This window comes from Streptomyces sp. NPDC029292, from assembly GCF_055569295.1.
In genome coordinates, this window is sequence record NZ_JBVHXR010000003.1 from 68,983 (window position 1) to 91,202 (window position 22,220).

Consider the following 22,220-nt stretch of genomic DNA (forward strand, 5'->3'; position numbering starts at 1 on the left):
CAGAACCATTTCTACCCTGCCAACAACTCGTCCTCCCCATAAGGCACTTCAGTGGACGTCACACCGAAAGCGACGACCGGGCCTGTGCTCGGCGCCCGCGGCGGGACGGGCCGTCCGGCTCCCCGCACCATCCGCACCAGGCTCCTCAGGATCCTGACCCTCGCCCTCGCCGTCCTGCTCGCGCTGCTCGGAGCCGCGGCGGCCGAGCAGATCGCGACCTACCGCAACGCGGCCGCCACCGCCGACAACGCACGCCTGGAGATCAGTCTCCAGGGCGTCGTCCACGAGCTGCAGAAGGAACGCGGGCTCACCACCGGATACGTGGGCGGCGTATGGCAGTTCAAGTCCAAACTGTCCGCGCAGCGCAAGGCGACCGACACGGCGCGGGGGGAGCTCGACCGGGCGCTCAGCGGCCGTCGCGACGCGGCGGCCGGGTCGGTCCGTGAGTCCCTCGGCCGGCTGAAGGGCCTCGCCGGGATCCGCAAGGACGCCGACGACGGCACCGGCGTGGTCAAGGACACCTTCGACTACTTCACCACCACGATCACCGTCCTCGACCGGCTCGGTCTCGGCCTCGACGACGTCCACGACGGAAAGCTGCGCGACGCCTACCAGGCGCTCCAAGTCCTCGGCAACGCCAAGGAGTTCACCGGCGAGGAGCGCGCCATCGTGCTCGGCTCGGTGCGCGCCGGGCGTTTCGGCGGCGACGACTACAGCCGGTTCATGGAGATCCGCGCCGGACGGCTCGCCGCGCTCGACGCGTTCCCGCGCGCGGCCACCGACACACAGGGGCGGCGCCTGGACGCGGCGCTCACCACGCCCGACGCCGAGCGCGCGCTGTCGTACGAGAGCGTCGCGGTGCACGGCGGCGGGCAGCTCAGCTCGAGCCGGATTCCGCCGATGGCCTGGTGGGACAGCATGACCTCGACCATCAACGGGCTGCGGGACGTGCAGATTTCACTCGGCGCGGATGTCGAGAACCGGGCCGCCGAGCTGGAGAGCGGCGCCCAGCGCGACCTGCTGCTGTTCGTACTGCTCGCGCTCGGCACGATCGCCGCACTCGGCGCGCTCGCGCTGGACTGCGTACGGTCCGTGTCCACGCCGCTCACCGATCTCGCCCAGCAGGCCCGCGACGTCGCCGGCCGGCGGCTGCCGCAGGCCGTGGCCCGAGTGCAGGCCGCCTCCTCGGGCGAGAACCCCGAGCCGCCCGCGCCGCTCGCCGTGCCCGACAAGGCCGGGGCCGAGGTCCGCGAGGTCGCCGAGGCCTTCGACCGGGTGCAGCGCGCCGCCTTCGACCTCGCCACCGAGCAGGCCGTGCTGCGCCGCAACGCCACCGACTCGCTGGTCAGCCTCGGCCGCCGCAACCAGAACCTGGTACGCCGTCAGATCAGCTTCATCAACAAGCTGGAGCACGAGGACGCCGACCCGGCCACCCTCGCCAACCTCTTCGAACTCGACCACCTCGCCACCCGTATGCGCCGCAACGCCGAAAGCCTGCTCGTACTCGCCGGTGAGTCCAGCCCCCGGCCCTGGGCGACTCCGCTGTCCGTCACGGACGTGCTGCGGGCCGCGCTCTCCGAGGTCGAGGAGTACCGGCGGGTCACCCTGCGCCGGATCGAATCCGCGTCCGTCAACGGGTCCGTCGTCGTCGAAATCGCCCATCTGCTCGCCGAGTTGATCGAGAACGCGCTGAGCTTCTCGCCGCCGGACTCCGATGTGGAGATCGAGGGGCGGCGCACCAGCGCCGGATATCTGGTCGCGATCGTCGATCACGGGCTGGGCATGGACACGCAGGCGATCGCCGAGGCGAACGTACGGCTCTCCGGCACCGCCAGCTTCATGGCCGAACCCACCCGGTTCCTGGGCCACTTCGTGGTCGGCGCGCTGGCTCGCAAGTGCGGGATCGAGGTGCGGCTGGGGGAGGCGCCGGCCGCCGGCGTCGTCGCCCGGGTGCTCATTCCGACCACGCTGCTCACGGAGGAGGCGCCGCCGGTGACCGCGGGATCCAAGGACAAGGCGGCGCTGCCGGGACCGCGGACCGAGGCCTCCCCGGTCGCGGGCGCCGGACAGCTTGTGCCGGTCCCGGCGGGCCACGCCGGAGCGGGCGCCACGGGCTACGTCACGGCGGGTGGCGCCCTGGGCGGCGCAGCCGCGGCGGGCGGGGGCGCGGCGAATGGGGGGAGTACGCCGCGCGGTGACGCGACGCGCGGGGGTGCGGCCCCTGGGGGCGCGACGAGTGGTGGCGCGGTCGCCGGCCATGACGGTCCGGCGTCGCGTAATGCGGATGAGCCCGGCCGGCGGAGCGAGTCCTCGCGCGGCGGTGCCTCCGCGGCCCGTACCCGCAACGGGCTTGTCAAACGGCCGCGCCGCAGCGCGATTTCGGCGGCCGTCAGCGAGACGGACCGCCCGACCCGCCCGGCCCCCTCCGAACCGACCCCCGACCGCAGCCCCGAGGAGATCTCCGGGATGCTCTCCACTCTGCGCAGTGCCCACATGCGGGGCGGGATCAGCGTGGAGAAGGAGAAGGAGCGGGACGCGGCGAGCCGCGCGGGTGAGGCCACCGGCGGCGTGGCGAAGGCCGCCGACTGGAGCCGTACCGACGGTGGCGCGAAGGTCCGCGAGGGGCGCGGTACCAGCAGCGCGGCCGAGGCTGTGGAGGAAACCGCCGCCTGCGCAAGCCGCCGCGACAGCGCGGCCCAAGTCGCCGAAGAGACCGGCATCGACGGAACCGCAGTTGACGCAAACGCCACTGACGCAAACGCCACTGACGCAAACGCAGTTGACGCAACCGCCCTCGACGAGACCGCCGGCGGCAACTCGCACCAGAAGGGCCGTCACCAGTGACCACCGTCGACACGCACAACGACTCGCGGACCTTCAACTGGCTGCTCGCCAACTTCGTCCGGAACACCGACGGGGTGCGCGATGCCGTCGCGGTCTCGTCGGACGGGCTGCTGATCGCGGTGTCGGACGGGCTCGGGCGGACCGAGGCCGACCATCTCGCGGCGATCGTGTCCGGGCTGAGCAGCCTGGCGCGCAGCGCGTCCAAGCGGTACAGCTTCGACGGGGTGAAGCTGATCATGATCGAGATGGGGCGCGGGTTCCTGCTCGTCTCGGCGATCCGGGACGGCAGCTGTCTGGGCGTCCTCGCCGACAGCAGCGGTGAACTCGGCCTGGTCGGCTACGAGATGGCGGTGCTCTCGGAACGGGCGGGTGATCTGCTCACCCCGACGCTCATCGCCGATCTGCGCCAGGTGTTGCCACGGTGAGCGGCGAACGTCCCGTGGAAGGCCCGGAGGACGCGACGTTCGTGCGGCCCTTCATCATCACCGGGGGCCGGTCCGAGCCCGCCCAGGCGGATCTGCGCCTGGAGACGCTGGTCGTCACCGTCGGCGTATCCGACGAACCGCTCGCGTTCGAGCGGCAGCAGATCGTGGCGCTGTGCGAACAGCCCATGACCGTCGCCGAGATCGCCGACGCCGTCGGAGTGCCGCTCGGCGTCGCCAAGGTGCTGATCTCCGACCTCGTCGTCTCCGGACGGCTGGCCTGTCAACAACCCGCGGAGCTGCCGCTCCACACGCTCGAGAGGATCAGGGACCATGTCCGCGCGCTCTGACAAGATCGTGCCGCTGGCCGTGAAGATCGTGGTCAGCGGCGGACTCGGGGTCGGCAAGACGACCTTCATCGGCGCCATCTCGGAGATCGAACCTCTCGACACGGAGGCGGCGATCACCCAGGTGTCGGTCGGCGTCGACTCGCTCGACGGGGTCGAGTCCAAGACCACCACGACCGTCGCGCTCGACTTCGGGCGGATCACGCTCGATCCGTCGATCGCGCTGTATCTGTTCGGTACGCCCGGACAGGACCGGTTCTCGTTCCTCTGGGACGACCTGGTGGAGGGCGCCCTGGGCACGGTCGTCCTCGTCGACACCCGCCGTATCGAGGACTGCTTCCCGGCGCTCGACTACTTCGAGGCGCACCGAGCGCCGTTCGTGCTGGCGGTCAACCGCTTCGACGGGGCACGGCGGTTCGTGCTCGACGAGGTGCGGGAGGCTCTTGAACTCGCGGATGACGTACCGCTGTTGGAGTGCGACGCCCGCGACCGGGCCTCCGTACGCGATGTCCTGGCCGCGCTGATGGACCGGGTCATCGGGGCGCGTACGAGTCCACGACGGCGTACGGCCGCGCTCGCACGCTAGGTACACCTCTCCGGGTTCCGTCCCGCCACCCGTGCGGGACGGAACCCGGGTTCTCGAAGCCTCAGTCCTTGATCTCCGGCGGTGAGATCTGCGACTTCTCGATACCCGAGCCGGTCGTACCCCATTTCTTGAGGATCTTCTGGTACGTCCCGTCGGCGATGAGCTTGTTCACCGCGGCCTGGAAGGCGGGCGCCAGCTTGGTGCCCTTCTTGAAGGCGAAGCCGACGTCGAGGCGGTGGTACTCGTTGAGGAACTTCACGCCCTCCTGGTGGGCGACCGCGTAGCGCAGTCCGTTGATCGTGCTCATCACGATGTCGCTGCGGCCCTGCTGCAACGAGGACCAGATCGCGCCCTGTTCGCTGTACGTCTGCACCTTGTACGCCGTCTTGCCCGCGGCCGTGCAGACTTTCTTGTTCTCCTCCAGCGTCGCCTCGAAGGTCGTCCCCGCTCCGGTCGCCACGTTCAGCCCGCACAGCTGCTTCAGGTCGGTGACGGCCTTGAGCTTGCTGTCCTTGCGGGTGGCGAAGCCCTGGCCGTCGTTGATGTAGGTGACGAAGTCGATGGTCTTGCGGCGCTCGTCGGTCACACCGAAGTTGGAGGCCCCGAAGTCGTACTTGCCGCTGTCGAGGGCCGGCAGGATCGCCTCGAAGCTCGCCGACTCGTGCTTCAGCTCGATGCCGAGCGTTTTGGCGACCGCGTCCGCGAAGTCGACGTCCTGACCGGCCAGGGTCTTGCCGTCCGCCAGGTAGGAGACGCCGGGCGGCTGACCCGAGACGCTGATCGCGGCGGTGAGGCCGGTGACTCCCGAAGGCAGCAGCTTCGCGGCCGCCTCGTCCTTCTTGACGGACGAGACCACGTCGGTCGTCGGGATCCCGTCCTTGTCGACCGCGGCTTGGGCGTCGGTTCCGCCGGAGCCCGTGCCTCCCGAGTCACCGGAGCCGCAGGCCGTGAGCAGCAACGCCGCGGAGGTAACCAGGGCAAAGGGGATGAAGTGACGGCGGCGGAGCCGCGAGGACGTACTCATGGCGTACGGATCTCCTGAGCAGACGGAAGGCAGGAAGGCAGGAAGGCAGGAAGAGGTGAGCTGAGTGCGCGAGGGGAGGGGAAGCGCGGATACGCGTGTGAAGGCGTGGGCAACGGCGCTCAGGCGCCGGATAAACGCAGAAGGCGCCCGTAGGACAGGGCGCCGGAGGTCAGCTCAACAGGATGCGGACCACACGCGACCGAAGTCGATGTGGGAGCGCGTGACCAGCCACTGCTGCGAATGCATGAGCACAAGTGGAACAGGCATCCGTTTCCGCGTCAACTGACTTGAGACGTACGGCTCACAGTATGGACAGCCTTGACAGTGAGGGGAAACGGCACCGTAGTCTCGACGGACGGCCCTGCTGAGGGGCTCGGCCGTACGGCGCCCTCGCGGCGCCCCGTGTGAAGGCACCCGTGTGTTCGACTCGACGCATCACGGAGCCTTCGCATGTCCTCCGACACCCTTACCAAGGTCGCCGCCACCGCACCGGAAGACGCGGCACCTTTGCGCATCGTCCCGCAGCGCCGTCCCGGCCAGTGGACCGCCGCCGTCGTCGTGCTGGTCCTGCTCGGGCTCGCCCTCAACTCCGTCGTGCGCAATGACGCGTTCCAGTGGGACGTCGTCGGCGACTACTTCACCTCGGCCTCCGTACTGCGCGGCCTCTGGCTCACCCTCTGGCTGACCGCGCTCGTGATGGTGCTCGGCTTCGCGCTGGGTACGCTGCTCGCCGCGTTCCGGCTGTCCACCAACCCCGTTCTGCGAGCGGTGAGTTGGGGGTATGTCTGGCTCTTCCGGTCGATGCCGATCCTGGTGCAGCTGCTGTTCTGGTTCAACATCGGCCTGCTGTACCCGCAGATCCTCGGCGTGAAGACGGTGAACCTGCTCGGCCCGGTCACGGTCGCCGTCGTCGGCCTGACCCTGCACGAGGCCGCGTACGCCGCCGAGGTGGTGCGCGGTGGCATCCTCTCCGTCGACCGCGGCCAGATCGAGGCCGCGCAGGCGCTGGGCCTGAGCCAGTGGCGACGCTGGTGGAGGATCGTGCTGCCGCAGGCGATGCGCTCCATCGTGCCGCCGGCCGGGAACATGCTGATCGGAACCCTCAAGGGCACCTCCATCGTCAGCGTCATCGCCGTACAGGACCTGCTCTACTCGGTGCAGCTCGTCTACCACCGCACCTACCAGGTCATGCCGCTCCTGATGGTGGCCACGCTCTGGTACGTCATCGTCACCTCGGTGCTCAGCGTCGGCCAGTACTACGTCGAGAAGCACTACGCGCGTGGTTCGGAGCGCACCCGATGAGCACGGGGCGCCCCTCGTTGGTGATAGTGGGGGCCGGGCCGCGGGGGACCGGCCTCCTGGAGCGGATCGGCGCCAACGCGCCCGAGCTGTACGGCGATGCGGGCCTCGACATCCATCTGGTCGACCCGTATCCGCCGGGCGGCGGGCGCATCTGGCGCGAGGAGCAGTCGCCGCTGCTGTGGATGAACTCGCAGGCCCAGGACGTCACGATGTTCACCGACGAGACGGTGGACATGGCCGGACCGGTGCTCGACGGACCCACCCTGCACGAGTGGGCGGGCCTCGACGGACGGACCTTCGCCGACCGGCAGCGCCAGGGCGCGTACATGCGCTGGGTGTACGAACGAGCCGTGGCCGCCCTGCCGCCGGGTGTCCGGGTCCATCACCACCCGCGCCGCGCCCTGCGCGTGAACGGCCCCCGCGAGGGCCGTCAGCAGGTGTGGCTGGAGGGCAGGACCCGCCCGCTCCTCGCCGACCTCGTCGTCCTCACGATCGGCCACCTCGACGCCGAACTCGATCCCGAGCAGCGGGAGTTGGCGGCGTACGCCCGCGAGCACGGGCTGCTCCATCTGCCGCCGGACTTCACCGCCGACAGCGACCTGTCCGCGCTGAAACCGGGCGAGACCGTCCTCGTCCGCGGCTTCGGGCTTGCCTTCGTGGACCTGATGGTGCTGCTCACGGAGGGGCGCGGCGGGCGCTACGACGGACAGACGTACCACCCGTCCGGGCATGAGCCGGTCCTGCACGTCGGCTCGCGGCGCGGTGCCCCCTACCACTCCAAGATCGGCTACGACTGGGAGGGCGAACGGCCGCCGCTGCCACGGTTCTTCGGACCCGCCGAGGTCGACGCACTCCTCGCACGCCCCGGAGACCTCGACTTCCGGCGGGACGTGTGGCCGCTGGTCGAGAAGGAGCTGGGGTTCGCGCACTACCACCGGCTGTTCGCCGCGCACCCCGAGCGCACCCGGATCGCCTGGACGGACTTCGAGGAGAAGTACGCGGCCGGTGCCGGAGCCGAGCTCCGGGCGCTGGTGGCGTCCGCCGTGCCCGACCTCGCCGACCGGCTCGACCTCGCCGCCCTCGACCGCCCGCTGGACGGGGTGCGCCACACCTCGTACACCGAACTCCAGGACGGACTGCGCGCCTACATCGAGGGAGATCTGAGCAGACGTCACGATCCTGCCCACAGTGCCGACTTGGCCGTCTTCCTCGGGCTGTTGTCCGTCTACGGGCAGCTGGTCCGGCTCGGTGACATCGGCTCCTGGTGGCACGGCTTCTTCAGCTATCTCGCGTCGGGGCCGCCCGGCCCCCGGCTGCGGCAGATGCTCGCCCTGTCGCGGGCCGGGATCCTGAAGTTCGTGGGCGCCGACATGACCGTCACCGCCGAGGACGGGGTCTTCCGGGCGGGCAGTGCCACCGTGCCCGGCGTGACGATCGAGGCCCGCGCGCTGGTCGAGGCGCGGCTGCCGCACCCCACGGTCGAGCGCACCCGGGACTCGCTGCTGCGGGAGCTGTACGACGACGGGGCCGCCGCGACGCCCGAGGGGCTGCTCGCCGTGGACCCCGCCGACGGCCGCGTCCTGGACCGCTCCGGCATCCCGCACCCCCGGCGTTTCGCGCTCGGTCCGCACACCGACGCCCGGGGCTCGGGCGCGTTCACCCGGCCTCGTACCGGGGGCCCGGCCTTCCGGCAGAACGACGCGACGGCGCGTGCCGCGCTGGCGTTCCTGCGCGACCTGTCCTGTCGCGCCGCGGCCTGACCGCGCCCCGCCCAGATCACCCGCATCCCTAAGGAATCTCCCGATGAGCGCGTCACTCTCGAAGGACGGCAAGGACTTCAAGGACGGCAAGGACGGCAAGGGCGGCAAGGTCGACTCGGTCTTCAAGGCCGACAAGGACGATCCGGTCGCCGCGACCGTCATGGTCGACATCAAGTCCGTGCACAAGAGCTTCGGTTCGCTGGAGGTGCTCAAGGGCATCGACCTGGAAGTACGCGCCGGCGAGGTGACCGTCGTCCTGGGGCCCTCGGGATCCGGCAAGTCCACCCTGCTACGCACCATCAACCACCTGGAGAAGGTGGACCAGGGCCGGATCCGCGTCGACGGCGGATTCGTCGGCTACCGGCGCTCCGGGGACAAGCTGTACGAGCTGAGCGAGCGCGAGATCCTCAAGCAGCGCACCCGGATCGGCTTCGTCTTCCAGAACTTCAACCTCTTCCCGCACCTCACGGTGCTGGACAACATCGTGGAGGCCCCGGTCTCCGCGCTGAAGCGCCCACGCAAGGACGCCGTCGAGGCGGCGCGGAGACTGCTCGACCGGGTCGGACTCGCCGACAAGGCCGACGCCTACCCGAAGCAGCTCTCCGGCGGTCAGCAGCAGCGCGTCGCCATCGCCCGCGCGCTCGCCCTGGAGCCGAAGCTGCTGCTCTTCGACGAGCCGACCTCCGCGCTCGACCCCGAGCTGGTCGGTGAAGTCCTGGACGTCATCAAGGACTTGGCCCACCAGGGCACCACGATGATCGTCGTCACGCACGAGATCGGGTTCGCCCGCGAGGTCGCCGACACCGTGGTCTTCATGGACGACGGCCGCATCGTCGAGCGGGGCACCCCCCAAGACGTACTCGACCAGCCGCGGCACGAACGCACGCGGGCGTTCCTCTCCAAGGTTCTCTGACTCCCCGGGTCCGCCGGTCCGGCCCGTCGTGGTTTCCCGCCACCGCGGCGGAGCGAAACCACCCCTCACAGAAAGGTTCTGGCAATGACCGCACCGCACGGCCGGGCGCTCCTGCACCTGGCCGCCGCCCTCGATCAACAGGCGGCCTACGACGCCGCCTCCTACGTCGAGCTCGCTCAGCTCGCGGAGCGTGGCCGGCTCGACTTCGTGACGCTGGGCGACACCTTCACCCGCCCCGGACTCGACGCGCTCGCCGTCCTCTCGCGGGTCGCGCCCGTCACCGGCCGGATCGGCCTGGTGCCGACCGTGACCACCACGCACACCGAGCCCTTCCACGTGCAGGCGGCCGTGGCGACCCTCGACTGGGTCAGCCGGGGCCGCGCGGGCTGGCACATCGACGTGTCGACGACCGAGGGCGAGGCACGGCTGTTCGGCCGGCGCCACGCCGCACCCGCCGACGCGCTGTGGCAGGAGGCCGGCGAAGTCGCGGACGTGGCCGCCCGGTTGTGGGACAGCTGGGAGGACGACGCCGAGATACGCGACGAGGCCACCGGCCGTTTCATCGACCGGGACAAGCTGCACTACGTCGGCTTCGAGGGCGCCACCTTCTCCGTGAAGGGCCCCTCGATCGTGCCGCGGCCCCCGCAGGGCCACCCCGTACGGGTCGTCGACGCGACCGAAGGACACGCCCGGCAGACCGCGGCCCGGTACGCCGATGTGGTGCTCGTCCGGGTCGTCGGGCCCGCGCAGGCCCGTGCCGTGCGGGCAGAACTTCGGGACGCTGCGGCGCGGTTCGGGCGCGACCCCGACGCTCTGCGCGTGCTCGCCGGGCTGAGCGTCGACCTCGGCGACGGCGAGCACGCGGCCGAGCCGGGCCACGGCGGCGGCGGACCCCGGCAGACCGCGCAGGGCCCGCTGTACCGCGGCGGTCCCGTCGACCTTGCCGAGCTGATCACCGCCTGGCACCAGGCCGACGCCGCCGACGGCTTCCATCTCACGCCCGTCGAGCCGCGCCGTGACCTGGAGCGGCTCGTCAACGGAACGGTCGCGCTGCTCCAGCACCGCGGCCTGTTCCGCACCTTCTATCCGGGCAGCACGCTCAGGGAGCACCTGGGCCTGGCCAGGCCCGCCAACCAGTACGCCGTGGCAGGGGGAACGTCATGACCGTACGCAAACAGATCCACCTGGCCGCCCGCCCCCACTCTCGACTTCGCCCGAGCGGGGGGACCCCCATCCCGGGCGTCAACCGCACCACCGTCTGGACCGACCCGCGGTCGAAGTCCCAGATCGCCTTCGCCTCCTTCGAGCACCTCGCGCGCACCGCCGAACGCGGTCTGTTCGACTTCTTCTTCCTCGCCGAAGGGCTGCGGCTGCGCGAGCACAAGGGACGTATCCACGATCTCGACGTCGTGGGGCGGCCCGAGTCGCTCACCGTCCTCAATGCGCTCGCCGCCGTCACCGAGCGGCTCGGGCTCGCCGCCACGGTCAACGCGACATTCAACGAGCCGTACGAACTCGCCCGCAGGCTCGCCTCGTTGGACCACCTCAGCGGGGGCCGGGCCGCCTGGAACGTGGTGACCTCCTCCGACGCCTTCACCGGTGAGAACTTCCGCCGCGGCGGCTTCCTGGACCGGGCCGGCCTCCCCCACTCTCAACTTCGCTCGAGCGGGGGGACCCCCATCACCCGCGCCGCCGAATTCGTCGCGACGGCACGGGAGTTGTGGGACTCCTGGACAGCGGACGGCCTGCCGCGCCCGTTCGCGCACCGGGGCCGGCACTTCGACATCGCGGGCGAGTTCACCGTGCCGCGCTCGCCGCAGGGACACCCGGTCGTCATCCAGGCCGGGGACTCACCCGAGCGCCGGGAGTTCGCCGCGTCCGCCGCCGACGTCGTCTCCACGCGGCACGGCACGCTGGAGGCGGGCCGGGAGTTCTATGCCGATGTGAAGGGGCGGCTGGCGAAGTACGGGCGCGCGCCCGAGGACGTGAAGATCATGCCGGGGGTCACCTTCGTGCTCGGCGACACGGCCGCCGAGGCGCAGGAGCGGGCCGCCGAGATCCGCCGGCAGCAGATCTCGCCGCAGAACGCGATCTTCGCCCTGGAGCAGATCTGGGGCGTCGACCTCTCCTCGTACGACCCCGACGGCCCCCTTCCCGACATCGATCCGGACCCGGAGTCGACCCTCGTGCAGGGGCGGGTGAGGATCGCCGACCCCCTCGCCCTCGCCGAGAAGTGGCGGGCGCTGTCGCGCGAGAAGGGGCTGTCCATCCGGCAGACCGTGATCGAGGCGACCGAGCGGCAGTCCTTCATCGGCACCCCGGAGGCGATCGCCGCCGAGCTGGACGAGTTCGTCCGCACGGACGCCGCCGACGGCTTCATCCTCGTACCGCATCTGACACCCGGCGGCCTCGACGAGTTCGTCGACCGGGTGGTGCCGCTGCTCCAGGAGCGCGGCGCGTACCGCACGGAATACACGGGCACGACGCTGCGCTCGCACCTCGGTCTGACCGAGCCCGTATGGAAAGGTTGATCACATGACGACGGACGCATCCGAGGACTGGAACCACTGGCACGAGCACCGCATCGAGACGGTGTCCACGCCCTACGGGCCGCTGGCGCTCACGGGCACGTACTGGATCGAGGATTATCCGGAGGGGCGACTTCCGGACATCCCCGGGCGGTGGGCGGCAGAGGAGGACGCGGTCGTCCTGACGGCGACGGCCGAGGACGGTCTCACCCTCGACGGGGAGCCCTTCACCGGCGAGGTCAGGCTCGGTGCCGACCTCGGGCCGGCGGCCGGGGCCCGGGTCGCGCGGGGGGAGCGGCGATTCGTCGTCCTCGTGCGCGAAGGGATCTGGGGCGTACGCGACTTCGACCCCGCCGCACCCGCGCGGGAGGCCTTCAAGGGCATCGAGGCGACCTCGTACGATGCGCGCTGGGCGGTGCCGGGCCACTTCACGCCGTACGGCGAGGACCGCACCGTACGCGTCGAGAACGCGGACGGGATCGCCCGGGGCCTCGGGCTCGGCGGTGTCCTCGCCTTCACCCTGGACGGAGAGGACCTCACGCTCCAGGTGTCGGTCGAGAGCGACGGCTCCTTGTGGGCCGTGTTCGCCGACGCCACCAGCGGGGACAGCAGTTACCGCTTCCGGTTCCTGCGCCCCGCGGCACCCGACGCCGAAGGGCGTACGGAGGTCGACTTCAACCGGGCCGTGCTCCCGCCGTGCGCATTCGCGGACCACTTCATCTGCCCCTTCCCGCCGCCCGGGAATACGCTGGGCGCGGCCGTCGCCGCGGGGGAGCGCCACCTGCGCTGAAGCTCCCTGGGACTCCGAAGCGTTCGGGGGGACGGGAGATCAACCTCCGTGGGGCGTACGCAAGTTGAACGCTGTACGGCCGAAAGGCGCCCTTGCGCCGGTCGGCCGTGCGGCCGAATACTCCCCCACAGCGCTTGTCAGGGGCACGGCTTGTCCGGAATCCGGATGGGCGCCCTGGCTGCGCCTCACGGGCCCCGACCCCACGCGGGCCCCCGACATCCCTTCGGAGGGACGAAACGTGAGGATCAAGCGCACCACCCCCCGCAGTGGCATAACGAGACGGACCCGGCTGATCGCCGTGACCACCGGACTCGTGGCCGCCGCAGCGATCGCGATCCCCAACGCGAGCGCAGCCGACGTACATACCTTCAGCACCACCCAGCTGAGCTCAGTGAACAAGTCGGTACTCAAGTCGGACATCGCGGGCACGGCCTGGGCGGTCGACGCCAAGACGAACCGCGTCGTCGTCACGGTCGACGACACGGTCTCGAAGGCCGAGATCGCGCAGATCAAGAAGGACGCGGGCAGCGACGCGGCCGCCCTCACCATCAAGCACACCTCGGGCAAGTTCAAGAAGCTGATCACCGGCGGCGACGCCATCTACGGCGGCGCCTACCGCTGTTCGCTCGGCTTCAACGTGCACAGCGGGAGCACCTACTACTTCCTGACCGCCGGCCACTGCGGTGAGGTCGCCTCCACCTGGTACTCCAACTCCGGTCACACCACGACGCTGGGCACGAACGTCAGCTACAGCTTCCCGACCAACGACTTCGCGCTGGTGAGGTACACCAACACCTCGATCGCCCACCCGAGCGCGGTCGGCAGCCAGACCATCTCCAGCGCCGCCACGCCCAGCGTGGGCACGACCGTCTACCGTCGTGGCTCGACCACCGGCACGCACAGCGGCCGGGTCACCGCCCTGAACGCCACGGTCAACTACGGCGGCGGCGACGTGGTCTACCAGATGATCCAGACCACCGTCTGCGCCGAGGGTGGCGACAGCGGCGGTCCCCTGTACGCCGGCACCGTCGCGTACGGTCTGACCTCCGGCGGCAGCGGCGACTGCACCTCCGGTGGTACGACCTTCTTCCAGCCGGTCACCGAGGCCCTGAGCTACTACGGCGTGAGCGTCGGCTGATCGAGCCCGACCCCGCGGTACCCCGCACTGCCAGACCTGCAGCCAGCAGCAGGCGAGCCCCCGTACGCAACTGCCGTGCGGGGGCTCGCCCTTGTTCAGGTGACGGAGTTACCGTCGAAGTACACGCTGTACACGCCTGGTGCGCCCACTTCGGACCCTGGGGGCCGTGATGGTCGGTGAGCTGGTGGCGGCGGGAGTCTCCGTCGCGTCCGTGGGGCTGGTCTATGTGATGGCCGGGGCCCGCGTCGTCAAACAGTACGAACGGGGCGTGGTGCTGCGGCTCGGCAGGCTGCGCTCGGAGGTGCGCGGCCCCGGGTTCACGATGGTCGTGCCCTTCGTGGACCGGATCCGTAAGGTCAACATGCAGATCGTGACGATGCCGGTGCCCGCGCAGGAGGGCATCACGCGGGACAACGTCACGGTGCGGGTCGACGCGGTCGTCTACTTCAAGGTGGTGGACGCGGCCGACGCGGTCATCCAGGTCGAGGACTACCGTTTCGCGGTCTCGCAGATGGCGCAGACGTCGCTCCGCTCGATCATCGGCAAGAGCGACCTCGACGATCTCCTCTCCAACCGCGAGAAGCTCAACCAGGGCCTGGAGCTGATGATCGACAGCCCGGCCATGGGCTGGGGTGTGCAGATCGACCGCGTCGAGATCAAGGACGTATCGCTGCCGGAGACGATGAAGCGGTCGATGGCGCGGCAGGCCGAGGCCGACCGCGAGCGGCGCGCGCGGGTCATCAACGCGGACGCGGAGCTGCAGGCCTCCAAGAAGCTCGCGGAGGCCGCCGGAGTGATGTCCGAGCAGCCCGCGGCACTCCAACTGCGGCTGCTGCAGACGGTGGTGGCGGTCGCGGCCGAGAAGAACTCCACGCTCGTGCTGCCCTTCCCGGTGGAGCTGCTGCGGTTCCTGGAGCGGGCGCAGGCCCAGCAGGGGCCCGGACAGCCGGTGCCGCCCGTGGTTCAGCAACCGGTGCCGCCCGCGGTTCAGCAACCGGCGCCGCCCGCGGTTCAGCAACCGGTGCAGGAGCAACCGCCACCCCTGGAGGCCTCCTTGGAACCGGACGCCGAGGGATCGAAAACCGGACAGGACTAGACCTCACAGGCTGCACACCGGTCATTCGCAGCCAGTGTTTGCACTGCGAACCCACGTGGTGCGACCACGCACAGTCAAGGCACAGGGGGTGCACACCCGTTGGCGCAGGCGCGTCCTGAAGTCGACCTTGTGTGCCCCCTGTCGGCCTCGGAATAGTGGGCGGCGAACAACTGACATGGACGCGGCTTTTTGTGCTGCGCCGGGTCCATGTCCGTACGCCTTCCGGTCCCGGAGACCCCCACAGCCTCCCCGACCGACCCCCCACAGGAGGACGTGAGTTGAAGCACCGACGCATAACCAAGCGGCGTGCCGCCGTGGCGGGTGCGGGCATCGCCGCACTCGTCGCAGCGGGAGTCACCTTCCAGAGTGCGAACGCGAGCGAGGCGCCGAAGACCCCCGCCCCGCACACCCTCTCGATCGCGGCGGCCGGAAAGCTCGCCTCGACCCTCGGCGAGGACCTCGGCGCCGGCGCGGCGGGAACGTATTACGACGCGAAGTCCGGGCACCTCGTCGTCAACGTGCTCGACGAGACCGCGGCCCACACCGTCGCGGCGGCCGGCGCCAAGGCCAGAATCGTCGAGAACTCCCTCGCCGAGCTGAAGAGCACCCGTACGACGCTCAAGAAGGACGCGACCATCCCCGGCACCTCGTGGGCGACCGACCCGGAGACCAACAAGGTCGTCGTCACCGCGGACCGCACGGTCAAGGGCGCCGCTCTCGCGAAGCTGACCAAGGTCGTCGACGGCCTCGGCGCCACGGCCGAACTCCAGCGCACGAAGGGGGAGTTCAAGCCCTTCATCGCGGGCGGCGACGCCATCAGCGGCTCCGGCGGGCGCTGCTCGCTCGGCTTCAACGTGGTCAAGGACGGGCAGCCGTACTTCATCACCGCCGGGCACTGCACCGAGGCGATCTCCACCTGGTCGGACTCCAGCGGCAACGAGATCGGCACGAACGAGCAGTCCAGCTTCCCGGACAATGACTTCGGCCTGGTCAAGTACACCGCGAGCGTCGACCACCCGAGCGAGGTCGACCTCTACAACGGCTCCTCGCAGCCCATCACCAAGGCGGCCGAGGCGACCGTCGGCGAGAAGGTGACCCGCAGCGGTTCGACGACCCAGGTGCACGACGGCACGGTCACCGGCCTGGACGCCACCGTGAACTACGGCAACGGCGACATCGTCAACGGACTCATCCAGACCGACGTCTGCGCCGAGCCCGGTGACAGCGGCGGCTCGCTCTTCGACGGCGACGCCGCGATCGGCCTCACCTCCGGCGGCAGCGGCGACTGCACCTCGGGCGGTGAGACCTTCTTCCAGCCGGTCACCGAGGCGCTGTCGGCCTTCGGCGCCCAGATCGGCTGACGCCGGGCGGAGGTCTGTCGGACAGAAGCAGGGTGGCGGGGGGGGGGGGGGGGGGGGGGGGGGGGGGGGGGGAGAAGGGGGGGGGGGGGGGGGGGCGGGGGGAGACCCCCCCCCCCCCCCGCCATCGCGCTTCCCGCCACCGCCCACGCCGAGAGCGCCAGCAGCGAGAGCCCGTCGAAGTCCTGGGCGGAGGCCGGGGCCACGTCGACGGTCCGCACCGTGCGCCGCTCGGCCGCCTCGGTCGCGGTGGTGAGCTTCTCCAGGGTGGTGGCCGGCACGGTGCCGCCGCCGGTGGCGACCAGGAGCCGGTCCGTGGTGCCCGCCGGGTCGATCACCTGGGCGCCGTCGATGTCCCGGTTCAGGATCTTCTCGCGTGCCGTGGCCTCGTCGGTGACCGCGTCCTTCACCTCGGCGAGGAACGACGTGCGCGGGGCGTCGGCGTCGGCTGTCTGCGTCATGCCCCACGGTCCGGGCCGTCCGGCGTTTGCGCAGGTGAGACAGGCTCCAACGTGTGTCGCACAAGAGTTCGAAAATTGGTCTATGGTGGGGGTGAGGTGGTTGGGAACTAATGTTCGAGAGCTCGGGTAGGGCTCACGGGTACGGGAGGTGCGTGTGCCGGGGTTCACGCATCTGCACACCGTTTCCGGGTTCTCCCTGCGGTACGGGGCTTCGCACCCGGAGCGGCTGGCCGAGCGCGCCTCGGAGCGGGGCATGGACGCCCTCGCCCTCACCGACCGGGACACCCTCGCGGGCACGGTCCGGTTCGCCAAGGCGTGCGCGAAGGCGGGCATCCGTCCGCTGTTCGGCGCCGAGCTGGCGGTGGGGGAGCCCGAGCGCGGGGAGAAGCGGCGCGCCCCGGTTCGTGGCGGTGCCTTCATTGATGAGTCGACACCTCGCGCGACCTTCCTCGCCCGAGACGGCGCGACCGGCTGGGCCGACCTCTGCAGAATCGTTACGGCCGCGCATGCCCGCGAGAGCGAGGGGCCACCGCTGCTGCCGTGGCCGGACAACCATGCCGAGGGCCTGACCGTGCTGCTCGGCCCCGCCTCCGACGTCGGCCGCGCGCTCGCCGCCGGGCGTCCCGACCGGGCCGCGAAGCTGCTCGTGCCCTGGCGGGAGATCTACGGCGACGCCCTGCGCCTCGAAGCCGTGTGGCACGGCCGCAAAGGCACCGGGCCGGGATCCTTGAGGCTGGCCGCCCGCACCGTCGGCTTCGCCGCCGAACAGCGGGTGCGCCCGGTGCTCAGCAACACCGTCCGGTACGCCGACCCCGGTATGGGCCCGGTCGCCGACGTCCTGGACGCCGCCCGCCGACTCGTCCCCGTCGATCCCCGACGCGAGCTGGACTCCGGCGAGGCCTGGCTCAAGGGCGAGGCCGCCATGCTGGGCGCCGCCGAACGGATCGTCGAGGCCGCGGGCTACCGCCGCGACACCGCCTGCCGCCTGCTCGAACAGACGCAGGTCACGGCCGCCGAATGCCTCGTCGACCCCGAGGACGACCTCGGCATCGGGACCGTCCACTTCCCCGAACCGCACCTCGTCGGCGCGGGCCGCCGTACCGCCCAGCGCGTCCTGGCCTCCCGGGCGGCGGCGGGGATGGTGCTGCGCGGCTATGACCGCAAGAGGGCTTACTGGGAGCGGATGCACCGCGAGCTGGACATCATCGCCCACCACCACTTCGCCTCCTACTTCCTGACGGTCGCTCAAGTCGTGGACGACGTACGGGAGATGGGCATCCGGGTCGCCGCGCGTGGCTCCGGTGCCGGGTCCCTCGTCAACCACCTCCTGGGCATCGCACACGCCGACCCCGTCGAGCACGGGCTGCTGATGGAACGCTTCCTGTCCAAGCGCCGCTCGGTCCTGCCCGACATCGACATCGACGTGGAGTCCGCGCGCCGCCTGGAGGTCTACCGCGCGATCATCGGCCGGTTCGGCACCGAGCGGGTCGCCACCGTCGCGATGCCCGAGACCTACCGGGTCCGGCACGCCGTCCGCGATGTGGGCGCCGCCCTCTCCATGGACCCCGCCGACATCGACCGGATCGCCAAGTCCTTCCCGCACATCCGCGCCCGCGACGCCCGCGCGGCCATGGACGAGCTGCCCGAACTGCGGGAACTGGCAGGGGAGAAGGAGCGGTACGGCAGGCTCTGGGAACTGGTCGAGGCCCTCGACGCCCTCCCGCGCGGAGTCGCCATGCACCCGTGCGGGGTGCTGCTCTCCGACGCCTCCCTGCTCGCCCGTACGCCGGTCATGCCGACCAGCGGCGAGGGCTTCCCCATGTCGCAGTTCGACAAGGAGGACGTCGAGGACCTCGGGCTGCTCAAGCTCGACGTACTGGGCGTGCGGATGCAGTCCGCGATGGCGCACGCGGTGGCCGAGGTGGAGCGGGCCACGGGGGATCGGCTGGACATCGACGCGGTACCGCCGGGCGACCCGGCGACGTACCGGCTCATCCAGTCCACCGAGACGCTGGGCTGCTTCCAGATCGAGTCGCCGGGACAGCGGGACCTGGTCGGCAGGCTCCAGCCCGCGACCTTCCACGACCTCGTCGTCGACATCTCCCTCTTCCGCCCCGGGCCGGTCGCCGCCGACATGGTGCGGCCGTTCATCGAGGCGCGGCACGGGCGGGCACCGGTCCGCTATCCGCACCCGGACCTGGAAGGACCGCTGAAGGAGACGTACGGGGTCGTCGTCTTCCACGAGCAGATCATCGACATCGTCGACATCATGACCGGCTGCGGGCGCGGCGAGGCGGACCGGGTGCGGCGCGGGCTCTCCGACCCCGAGTCGCAGGGGCGGATCCGGTTCTGGTTCGCACAGAACGCGGCGGCCAAGGGGTACGACGCCGAGACCATCGCGCGCACCTGGGAGATCGTCGAGGCCTTCGGGTCGTACGGCTTCTGCAAGGCGCACGCGGTCGCCTTCGCCGTACCGACGTACCAGTCGGCGTGGCTGAAGGCCCATCACCCGGCCGCGTTCTACGCGGGGTTGCTCACACACGATCCCGGGATGTACCCGAAGCGGCTGCTGCTCGCGGACGCGCGGCGGAGAGGCGTGCCGATCCTGCCGCTGGATGTGAACCGGTCGGCGGTCGCCCACCGTATCGAACTGGTGTCTGAATCGAATGGGTCCGATGGGTTCGATGGGTCCAGGGAAGTGTGGGGCGTGCGGCTGGCGCTCTCCGACGTGCACGGCATCCGCGAGGCCGAGGCCGCGCGGATCGCGGACGGGCAGCCGTACGCCTCACTGCTCGACTTCTGGGAGCGTGCCCGGCCGAGCCGTCCGCTGGCCGGGCGGCTCGCGCAGGTGGGCGCGTTGGACGCGTTCGGCGCCAACCGCCGTGATCTGCAACTGCACTTGACCGAGCTGCACCGGGGCGCGCGCGGCGGGCGCGGGGATCAACTCCCGCTGTCCGGCGGGCGGAAGACCGCCTCGGCCGGGCTGCCCGACCTCTCCTCGGCGGAAAGGCTCAGCGCCGAACTGGGCGTGCTCTCCATGGACGCCTCGCGCAATCTCATGGACGACCACCGGGAGTTCCTCGACGAACTGGGGGTGGCGTCGGCACGCCGGCTGCGCGAGGCGCGGCACGGTGAGACGGTCCTGGTCGCGGGTGCCAAGGCGGCCACCCAGACCCCGCCGATCCGCTCCGGCAAGCGCGTCATCTTCACCACCCTGGACGACGGCACGGGCCTGGTCGACCTCGCCTTCTTCGACGACTCCCACGACGCGTGCGCCCACACCGTCTTCCACTCCTGGCTGCTGCTGGTGCGCGGCGTGGTGCAGCGTCGCGGCCCGCGCAGCCTCAGCGTGGTGGGCGCGGCGGCCTGGAACCTCGCCGAGCTGGTCGAGCTGCGTGCCGAGGGCGGCCTCGACGTGGTGGCGGAGCGGCTGGCGGAGCCCGTACCGGAGAAGCCGGAGAAGCCGGAGAAGCCGGACGGGGCGAATGGGCCGGAGAAGGCCGGGAAGGCCGCGAGGGCCGCGAAGTCCGGTGACGGCGATCCGGCGGAGGGCCGGACGATCCGTATGTCCACGGGGTACGAGATGCACCCCTGGGCCGACCTGCGTCCCGCGGGCGAAGGGCCCGCGGGTGGAAAGAAGTTGTGGCACCAGAGTCCGGGGAGTGCGGGATGACCATCCTCTGCGTACGTTTCCAGCTGCCTCCGATGTACGAGGCCGCCCTGCCCCAACTCCTCGGCCTGCTCGAGGAGTTCACCCCCGTCATCGAGGCCCTGCCGCCCGACGGCGCGCTGCTGGATCTGCGGGGCGCCGAGCGGTACTTCGGGCGGGGCGCCGTGGAGTTCGCCTCGCTGATCCGGGTGCGGGCGCTCGCCCTGTACGGGATCGACTGCGTGATCGGCGCCGGGCCCGGGCCGATGCTCGCGCGGATGGCCCTGCGCGACGCCGTGCCCGGGGTCACCCGCGTGGTGCCCGAAGAGCCGGACGTCATCGCGGAGTTCCTCGCCGACCGGCCCGTCGCCGCGCTGCCCGGAGTCGGCGGCGCCACCGCCCGCATCCTGTGTGAGTACGGCCTCGACACCATCGGCAAGGTCGCCGCCGCACCCCTGTCCACCCTGCAACGCCTCACCAGCGCCCGCGCCGGCCGCGAACTGCGCGAGAAGGCGTCCGGCATCGACCGCAGTCGGGTCGTACCGACCGCCACCTCGCGCTCCCTGGCCACCGAACGCCCCTTCGCGCGCGATGAGTTGGACCCGGCCCGGCACCGCCGCGCCCTGCTCTCCGCCGTCGAGGAACTGGGCACCCGGCTGCGCTCCCTGGAAAAGGTCTGCCGCACCCTGACCCTCACGGTCCGCTACGCCGACCTCCCCCACTCTCGAACAGGCTCGAGCGGGGGGACCCCCATCACGACCACTCGCAGCCGTACGCTCAAGGAGCCGACCGCCCACTCGTCGACGCTCACGGACACGGCGTACCGCATGTACGAGGCACTCGGCCTCCAGCGCGCCCGGGTCCGTGCGATCGCCCTGCGCGCCGAGGGTTTGACCCCCGCCGAACAGGCCTCCTACCAGCTCACCTTCGACCCGGTGGACGAGAAGGTCCGCCGCATCGAGGAGGTCGCGGACAGAGCGCGGGCGAAGTTCGGACCGCATGTGATCGGGCCGGGGACGCTGGCCGCGTGACGTTCATGACCAGGTCAGTTGGCCCACGGCGCGGTGATGACCGAGCCGTCGGCCAGCTCCGCCTGGAGGCCGATGGAGGTGGTGACCCAGGTGACCGTGGTCCGATCGGTCGGGTTCTCGGCGGCGAACGTCGCTCCGGGGTTGATGATCAGCGTGTCGCCCGCGGTGACCCGTTCGGTGCGGCCGTCGAGCGTGATCAGCAGTTCGCCGTCGAGCAGATGGAGGATCTCCTCGCGGTTGACGGTGTGGGCAGGGGCCTTGGTACCCGCCGGGATCTCACCCCGCCAGGCGCACAGCTCCTTGCTGCCGGTGCGGGGAGTGGCGTACGAGACGAAACGGGCGCCGTGGATCTCGTGGGTCACGGATTCGGACGCGCGGATGACGGGCATGGGTGCCTCCGGTGACTGATGGTCAAGTAGCTTGACTGTATGGACCTATGGTCAAGCTGCTTGACCAATCCGTCAAGGGTGTTTCAATGCCTCCGTGCAGAACTCCGAGGCCATGACCCTGACCGCCGCCCTGCTCGCCGCCGCGGGTGACCTGACCCAACGCATCAACGCCGGTGTCGTCGCCCGCGGGTTCGAGGGGCGGCCCGCGTACGGCTTCGCGTTCGCCCGGCTCGCACCGGACGGCGCGACGGTCACCGACCTCGCCGCCCATCTGGGGTTCACCAAGCAGGCGGCCAGTCAGCTCGTCGACGAACTGGTCCGCAAGGGGTACGCCGAGCGCCGCCCGCACCCCGACGACGCGCGCGCCCGGCTCGTTGTGCTGACCGAACGCGGCTGGGCCTGTACGCGGGCCGCGGAGGAGGCGGCCGCCGAGGCCGTGCAGGCGTGGGTCGAACTGCTGGGGGAGGGTGAAGTGCGCGTGTTGCGTGATCGTTTGATGCGCATTGCGCCCTACGGTCCCATCAGGCCCGCCTGGTGATGATTCATCAGTACGTGTCAGCGCCATCGACTACCACTGGAAGT

General features: G+C 70.8%; 18 protein-coding genes. 16 read left to right on the forward strand and 2 right to left on the reverse strand.

Annotation, left to right across the window (positions count from 1 at the left end):
* Nucleotides 1-51 precede the first annotated feature (51 nt).
* From ACZ4WS_RS08550 to ACZ4WS_RS08565, 4 genes are read left to right on the forward strand one after another with little or no spacing between them, the layout of a single operon-like run.
* Nucleotides 52-2,844: a sensor histidine kinase gene (locus tag ACZ4WS_RS08550; RefSeq protein WP_467978457.1), complete on the forward strand. Its 2,793-nt coding sequence runs from the start codon at nt 52-54 to the stop codon at nt 2,842-2,844.
* The gene (locus ACZ4WS_RS08555; protein ID WP_467978459.1) at nt 2,841-3,269 is read left to right on the forward strand and encodes a roadblock/LC7 domain-containing protein; all 429 of its coding nucleotides are present in this window, start codon (nt 2,841-2,843) and stop codon (nt 3,267-3,269) included. The genes ACZ4WS_RS08550 and ACZ4WS_RS08555 overlap by 4 nt, the downstream gene beginning before the upstream one ends.
* Entirely contained in the window at nt 3,266-3,616 is a 351-nt protein-coding gene (locus ACZ4WS_RS08560) for a DUF742 domain-containing protein (RefSeq protein WP_467978461.1), read from the forward strand. The genes ACZ4WS_RS08555 and ACZ4WS_RS08560 overlap by 4 nt, the downstream gene beginning before the upstream one ends.
* Entirely contained in the window at nt 3,600-4,199 is a 600-nt protein-coding gene (locus ACZ4WS_RS08565; RefSeq protein ID WP_467978462.1) for a GTP-binding protein, read from the forward strand. The genes ACZ4WS_RS08560 and ACZ4WS_RS08565 overlap by 17 nt, the downstream gene beginning before the upstream one ends.
* Nucleotides 4,200-4,260: 61 nt before the next feature.
* Here ACZ4WS_RS08565 and ACZ4WS_RS08570 read toward each other — a convergent pair whose 3' ends face one another.
* Nucleotides 4,261-5,223: an ABC transporter substrate-binding protein gene (locus ACZ4WS_RS08570; protein ID WP_467978464.1), complete on the reverse strand. Its 963-nt coding sequence runs from the start codon at nt 5,221-5,223 to the stop codon at nt 4,261-4,263.
* A 450-nt stretch (nt 5,224-5,673) separates the two neighbouring features.
* Here ACZ4WS_RS08570 and ACZ4WS_RS08575 point away from each other — a divergent pair, with 450 nt between their 5' ends.
* From ACZ4WS_RS08575 to ACZ4WS_RS08625, 11 genes are all read left to right on the forward strand, one after another.
* Nucleotides 5,674-6,525 carry an amino acid ABC transporter permease gene (locus tag ACZ4WS_RS08575; RefSeq protein ID WP_467978465.1) on the forward strand — a complete coding sequence of 284 codons (852 nt, stop codon included), beginning with the start codon at nt 5,674-5,676 and terminating at the stop codon, nt 6,523-6,525.
* The gene (locus ACZ4WS_RS08580) at nt 6,522-8,285 is read left to right on the forward strand and encodes an FAD/NAD(P)-binding protein (RefSeq protein ID WP_467978466.1); all 1,764 of its coding nucleotides are present in this window, start codon (nt 6,522-6,524) and stop codon (nt 8,283-8,285) included. Before ACZ4WS_RS08575 ends, ACZ4WS_RS08580 begins: the two co-directional genes overlap by 4 nt.
* A gap of 160 nt (nt 8,286-8,445) precedes the next feature.
* Nucleotides 8,446-9,198 carry an amino acid ABC transporter ATP-binding protein gene (locus ACZ4WS_RS08585; protein WP_467979244.1) on the forward strand — a complete coding sequence of 251 codons (753 nt, stop codon included), beginning with the start codon at nt 8,446-8,448 and terminating at the stop codon, nt 9,196-9,198.
* Nucleotides 9,199-9,282: 84 nt separating this feature from the next.
* Complete coding sequence (locus tag ACZ4WS_RS08590) at nt 9,283-10,362, forward strand: LLM class flavin-dependent oxidoreductase (RefSeq protein ID WP_467978468.1); 1,080 nt, start codon at nt 9,283-9,285, stop codon at nt 10,360-10,362.
* Complete coding sequence (locus ACZ4WS_RS08595) at nt 10,359-11,729, forward strand: NtaA/DmoA family FMN-dependent monooxygenase (RefSeq protein ID WP_467978469.1); 1,371 nt, start codon at nt 10,359-10,361, stop codon at nt 11,727-11,729. Before ACZ4WS_RS08590 ends, ACZ4WS_RS08595 begins: the two co-directional genes overlap by 4 nt.
* A gap of 4 nt (nt 11,730-11,733) precedes the next feature.
* Nucleotides 11,734-12,516 (forward strand): DUF1684 domain-containing protein, encoded by a 783-nt coding sequence (locus tag ACZ4WS_RS08600; RefSeq protein WP_467978470.1) that lies wholly within the window; start codon nt 11,734-11,736, stop codon nt 12,514-12,516.
* A 238-nt stretch (nt 12,517-12,754) separates the two neighbouring features.
* A complete protein-coding gene (locus tag ACZ4WS_RS08605; RefSeq protein ID WP_467978472.1) occupies nt 12,755-13,654 on the forward strand; it encodes a S1 family peptidase in 900 nt (299 codons plus the stop codon).
* Nucleotides 13,655-13,823: 169 nt separating this feature from the next.
* Complete coding sequence (locus tag ACZ4WS_RS08610) at nt 13,824-14,750, forward strand: slipin family protein (RefSeq protein WP_467979246.1); 927 nt, start codon at nt 13,824-13,826, stop codon at nt 14,748-14,750.
* Nucleotides 14,751-15,028: 278 nt separating this feature from the next.
* Nucleotides 15,029-16,111 carry a S1 family peptidase gene (locus ACZ4WS_RS08615; RefSeq protein ID WP_467978474.1) on the forward strand — a complete coding sequence of 361 codons (1,083 nt, stop codon included), beginning with the start codon at nt 15,029-15,031 and terminating at the stop codon, nt 16,109-16,111.
* A gap of 612 nt (nt 16,112-16,723) precedes the next feature.
* Nucleotides 16,724-20,242 carry a DNA polymerase III subunit alpha gene (locus ACZ4WS_RS08620; RefSeq protein ID WP_467978475.1) on the forward strand — a complete coding sequence of 1,173 codons (3,519 nt, stop codon included), beginning with the start codon at nt 16,724-16,726 and terminating at the stop codon, nt 20,240-20,242.
* Complete coding sequence (locus tag ACZ4WS_RS08625; RefSeq protein WP_467978477.1) at nt 20,239-21,249, forward strand: DNA polymerase Y family protein; 1,011 nt, start codon at nt 20,239-20,241, stop codon at nt 21,247-21,249. Before ACZ4WS_RS08620 ends, ACZ4WS_RS08625 begins: the two co-directional genes overlap by 4 nt.
* Before the next feature lie 14 nt (nt 21,250-21,263).
* Here ACZ4WS_RS08625 and ACZ4WS_RS08630 read toward each other — a convergent pair whose 3' ends face one another.
* The gene (locus tag ACZ4WS_RS08630; RefSeq protein WP_467978479.1) at nt 21,264-21,638 is read right to left on the reverse strand and encodes a cupin domain-containing protein; all 375 of its coding nucleotides are present in this window, start codon (nt 21,636-21,638) and stop codon (nt 21,264-21,266) included.
* Nucleotides 21,639-21,732: 94 nt separating this feature from the next.
* Here ACZ4WS_RS08630 and ACZ4WS_RS08635 point away from each other — a divergent pair, with 94 nt between their 5' ends.
* The gene (locus tag ACZ4WS_RS08635) at nt 21,733-22,176 is read left to right on the forward strand and encodes a MarR family winged helix-turn-helix transcriptional regulator (RefSeq protein WP_467978481.1); all 444 of its coding nucleotides are present in this window, start codon (nt 21,733-21,735) and stop codon (nt 22,174-22,176) included.
* The last annotated feature ends 44 nt before the right edge of the window (nt 22,177-22,220 follow it).

Excerpts from the sequence above, each read along its gene's own strand:
- ACZ4WS_RS08565 (WP_467978462.1), top strand. The coding sequence starts at position 3,600 with ATGTCCGCGCGCTCTGACAAGATCGTGCCGCTGGCCGTGAAGATCGTG.
- ACZ4WS_RS08580 (WP_467978466.1), top strand. The coding sequence starts at position 6,522 with ATGAGCACGGGGCGCCCCTCGTTGGTGATAGTGGGGGCCGGGCCGCGG.
- ACZ4WS_RS08590 (WP_467978468.1), top strand. The coding sequence starts at position 9,283 with ATGACCGCACCGCACGGCCGGGCGCTCCTGCACCTGGCCGCCGCCCTC.
- ACZ4WS_RS08630 (WP_467978479.1), bottom strand. The coding sequence starts at position 21,638 with ATGCCCGTCATCCGCGCGTCCGAATCCGTGACCCACGAGATCCACGGC.
- ACZ4WS_RS08600 (WP_467978470.1), top strand. The coding sequence starts at position 11,734 with ATGACGACGGACGCATCCGAGGACTGGAACCACTGGCACGAGCACCGC.
- ACZ4WS_RS08570 (WP_467978464.1), bottom strand. The coding sequence starts at position 5,223 with ATGAGTACGTCCTCGCGGCTCCGCCGCCGTCACTTCATCCCCTTTGCC.
- ACZ4WS_RS08625 (WP_467978477.1), top strand. The coding sequence starts at position 20,239 with ATGACCATCCTCTGCGTACGTTTCCAGCTGCCTCCGATGTACGAGGCC.
- ACZ4WS_RS08610 (WP_467979246.1), top strand. The coding sequence starts at position 13,824 with ATGGTCGGTGAGCTGGTGGCGGCGGGAGTCTCCGTCGCGTCCGTGGGG.
- ACZ4WS_RS08595 (WP_467978469.1), top strand. The coding sequence starts at position 10,359 with ATGACCGTACGCAAACAGATCCACCTGGCCGCCCGCCCCCACTCTCGA.
- ACZ4WS_RS08575 (WP_467978465.1), top strand. The coding sequence starts at position 5,674 with ATGTCCTCCGACACCCTTACCAAGGTCGCCGCCACCGCACCGGAAGAC.
- ACZ4WS_RS08585 (WP_467979244.1), top strand. The coding sequence starts at position 8,446 with ATGGTCGACATCAAGTCCGTGCACAAGAGCTTCGGTTCGCTGGAGGTG.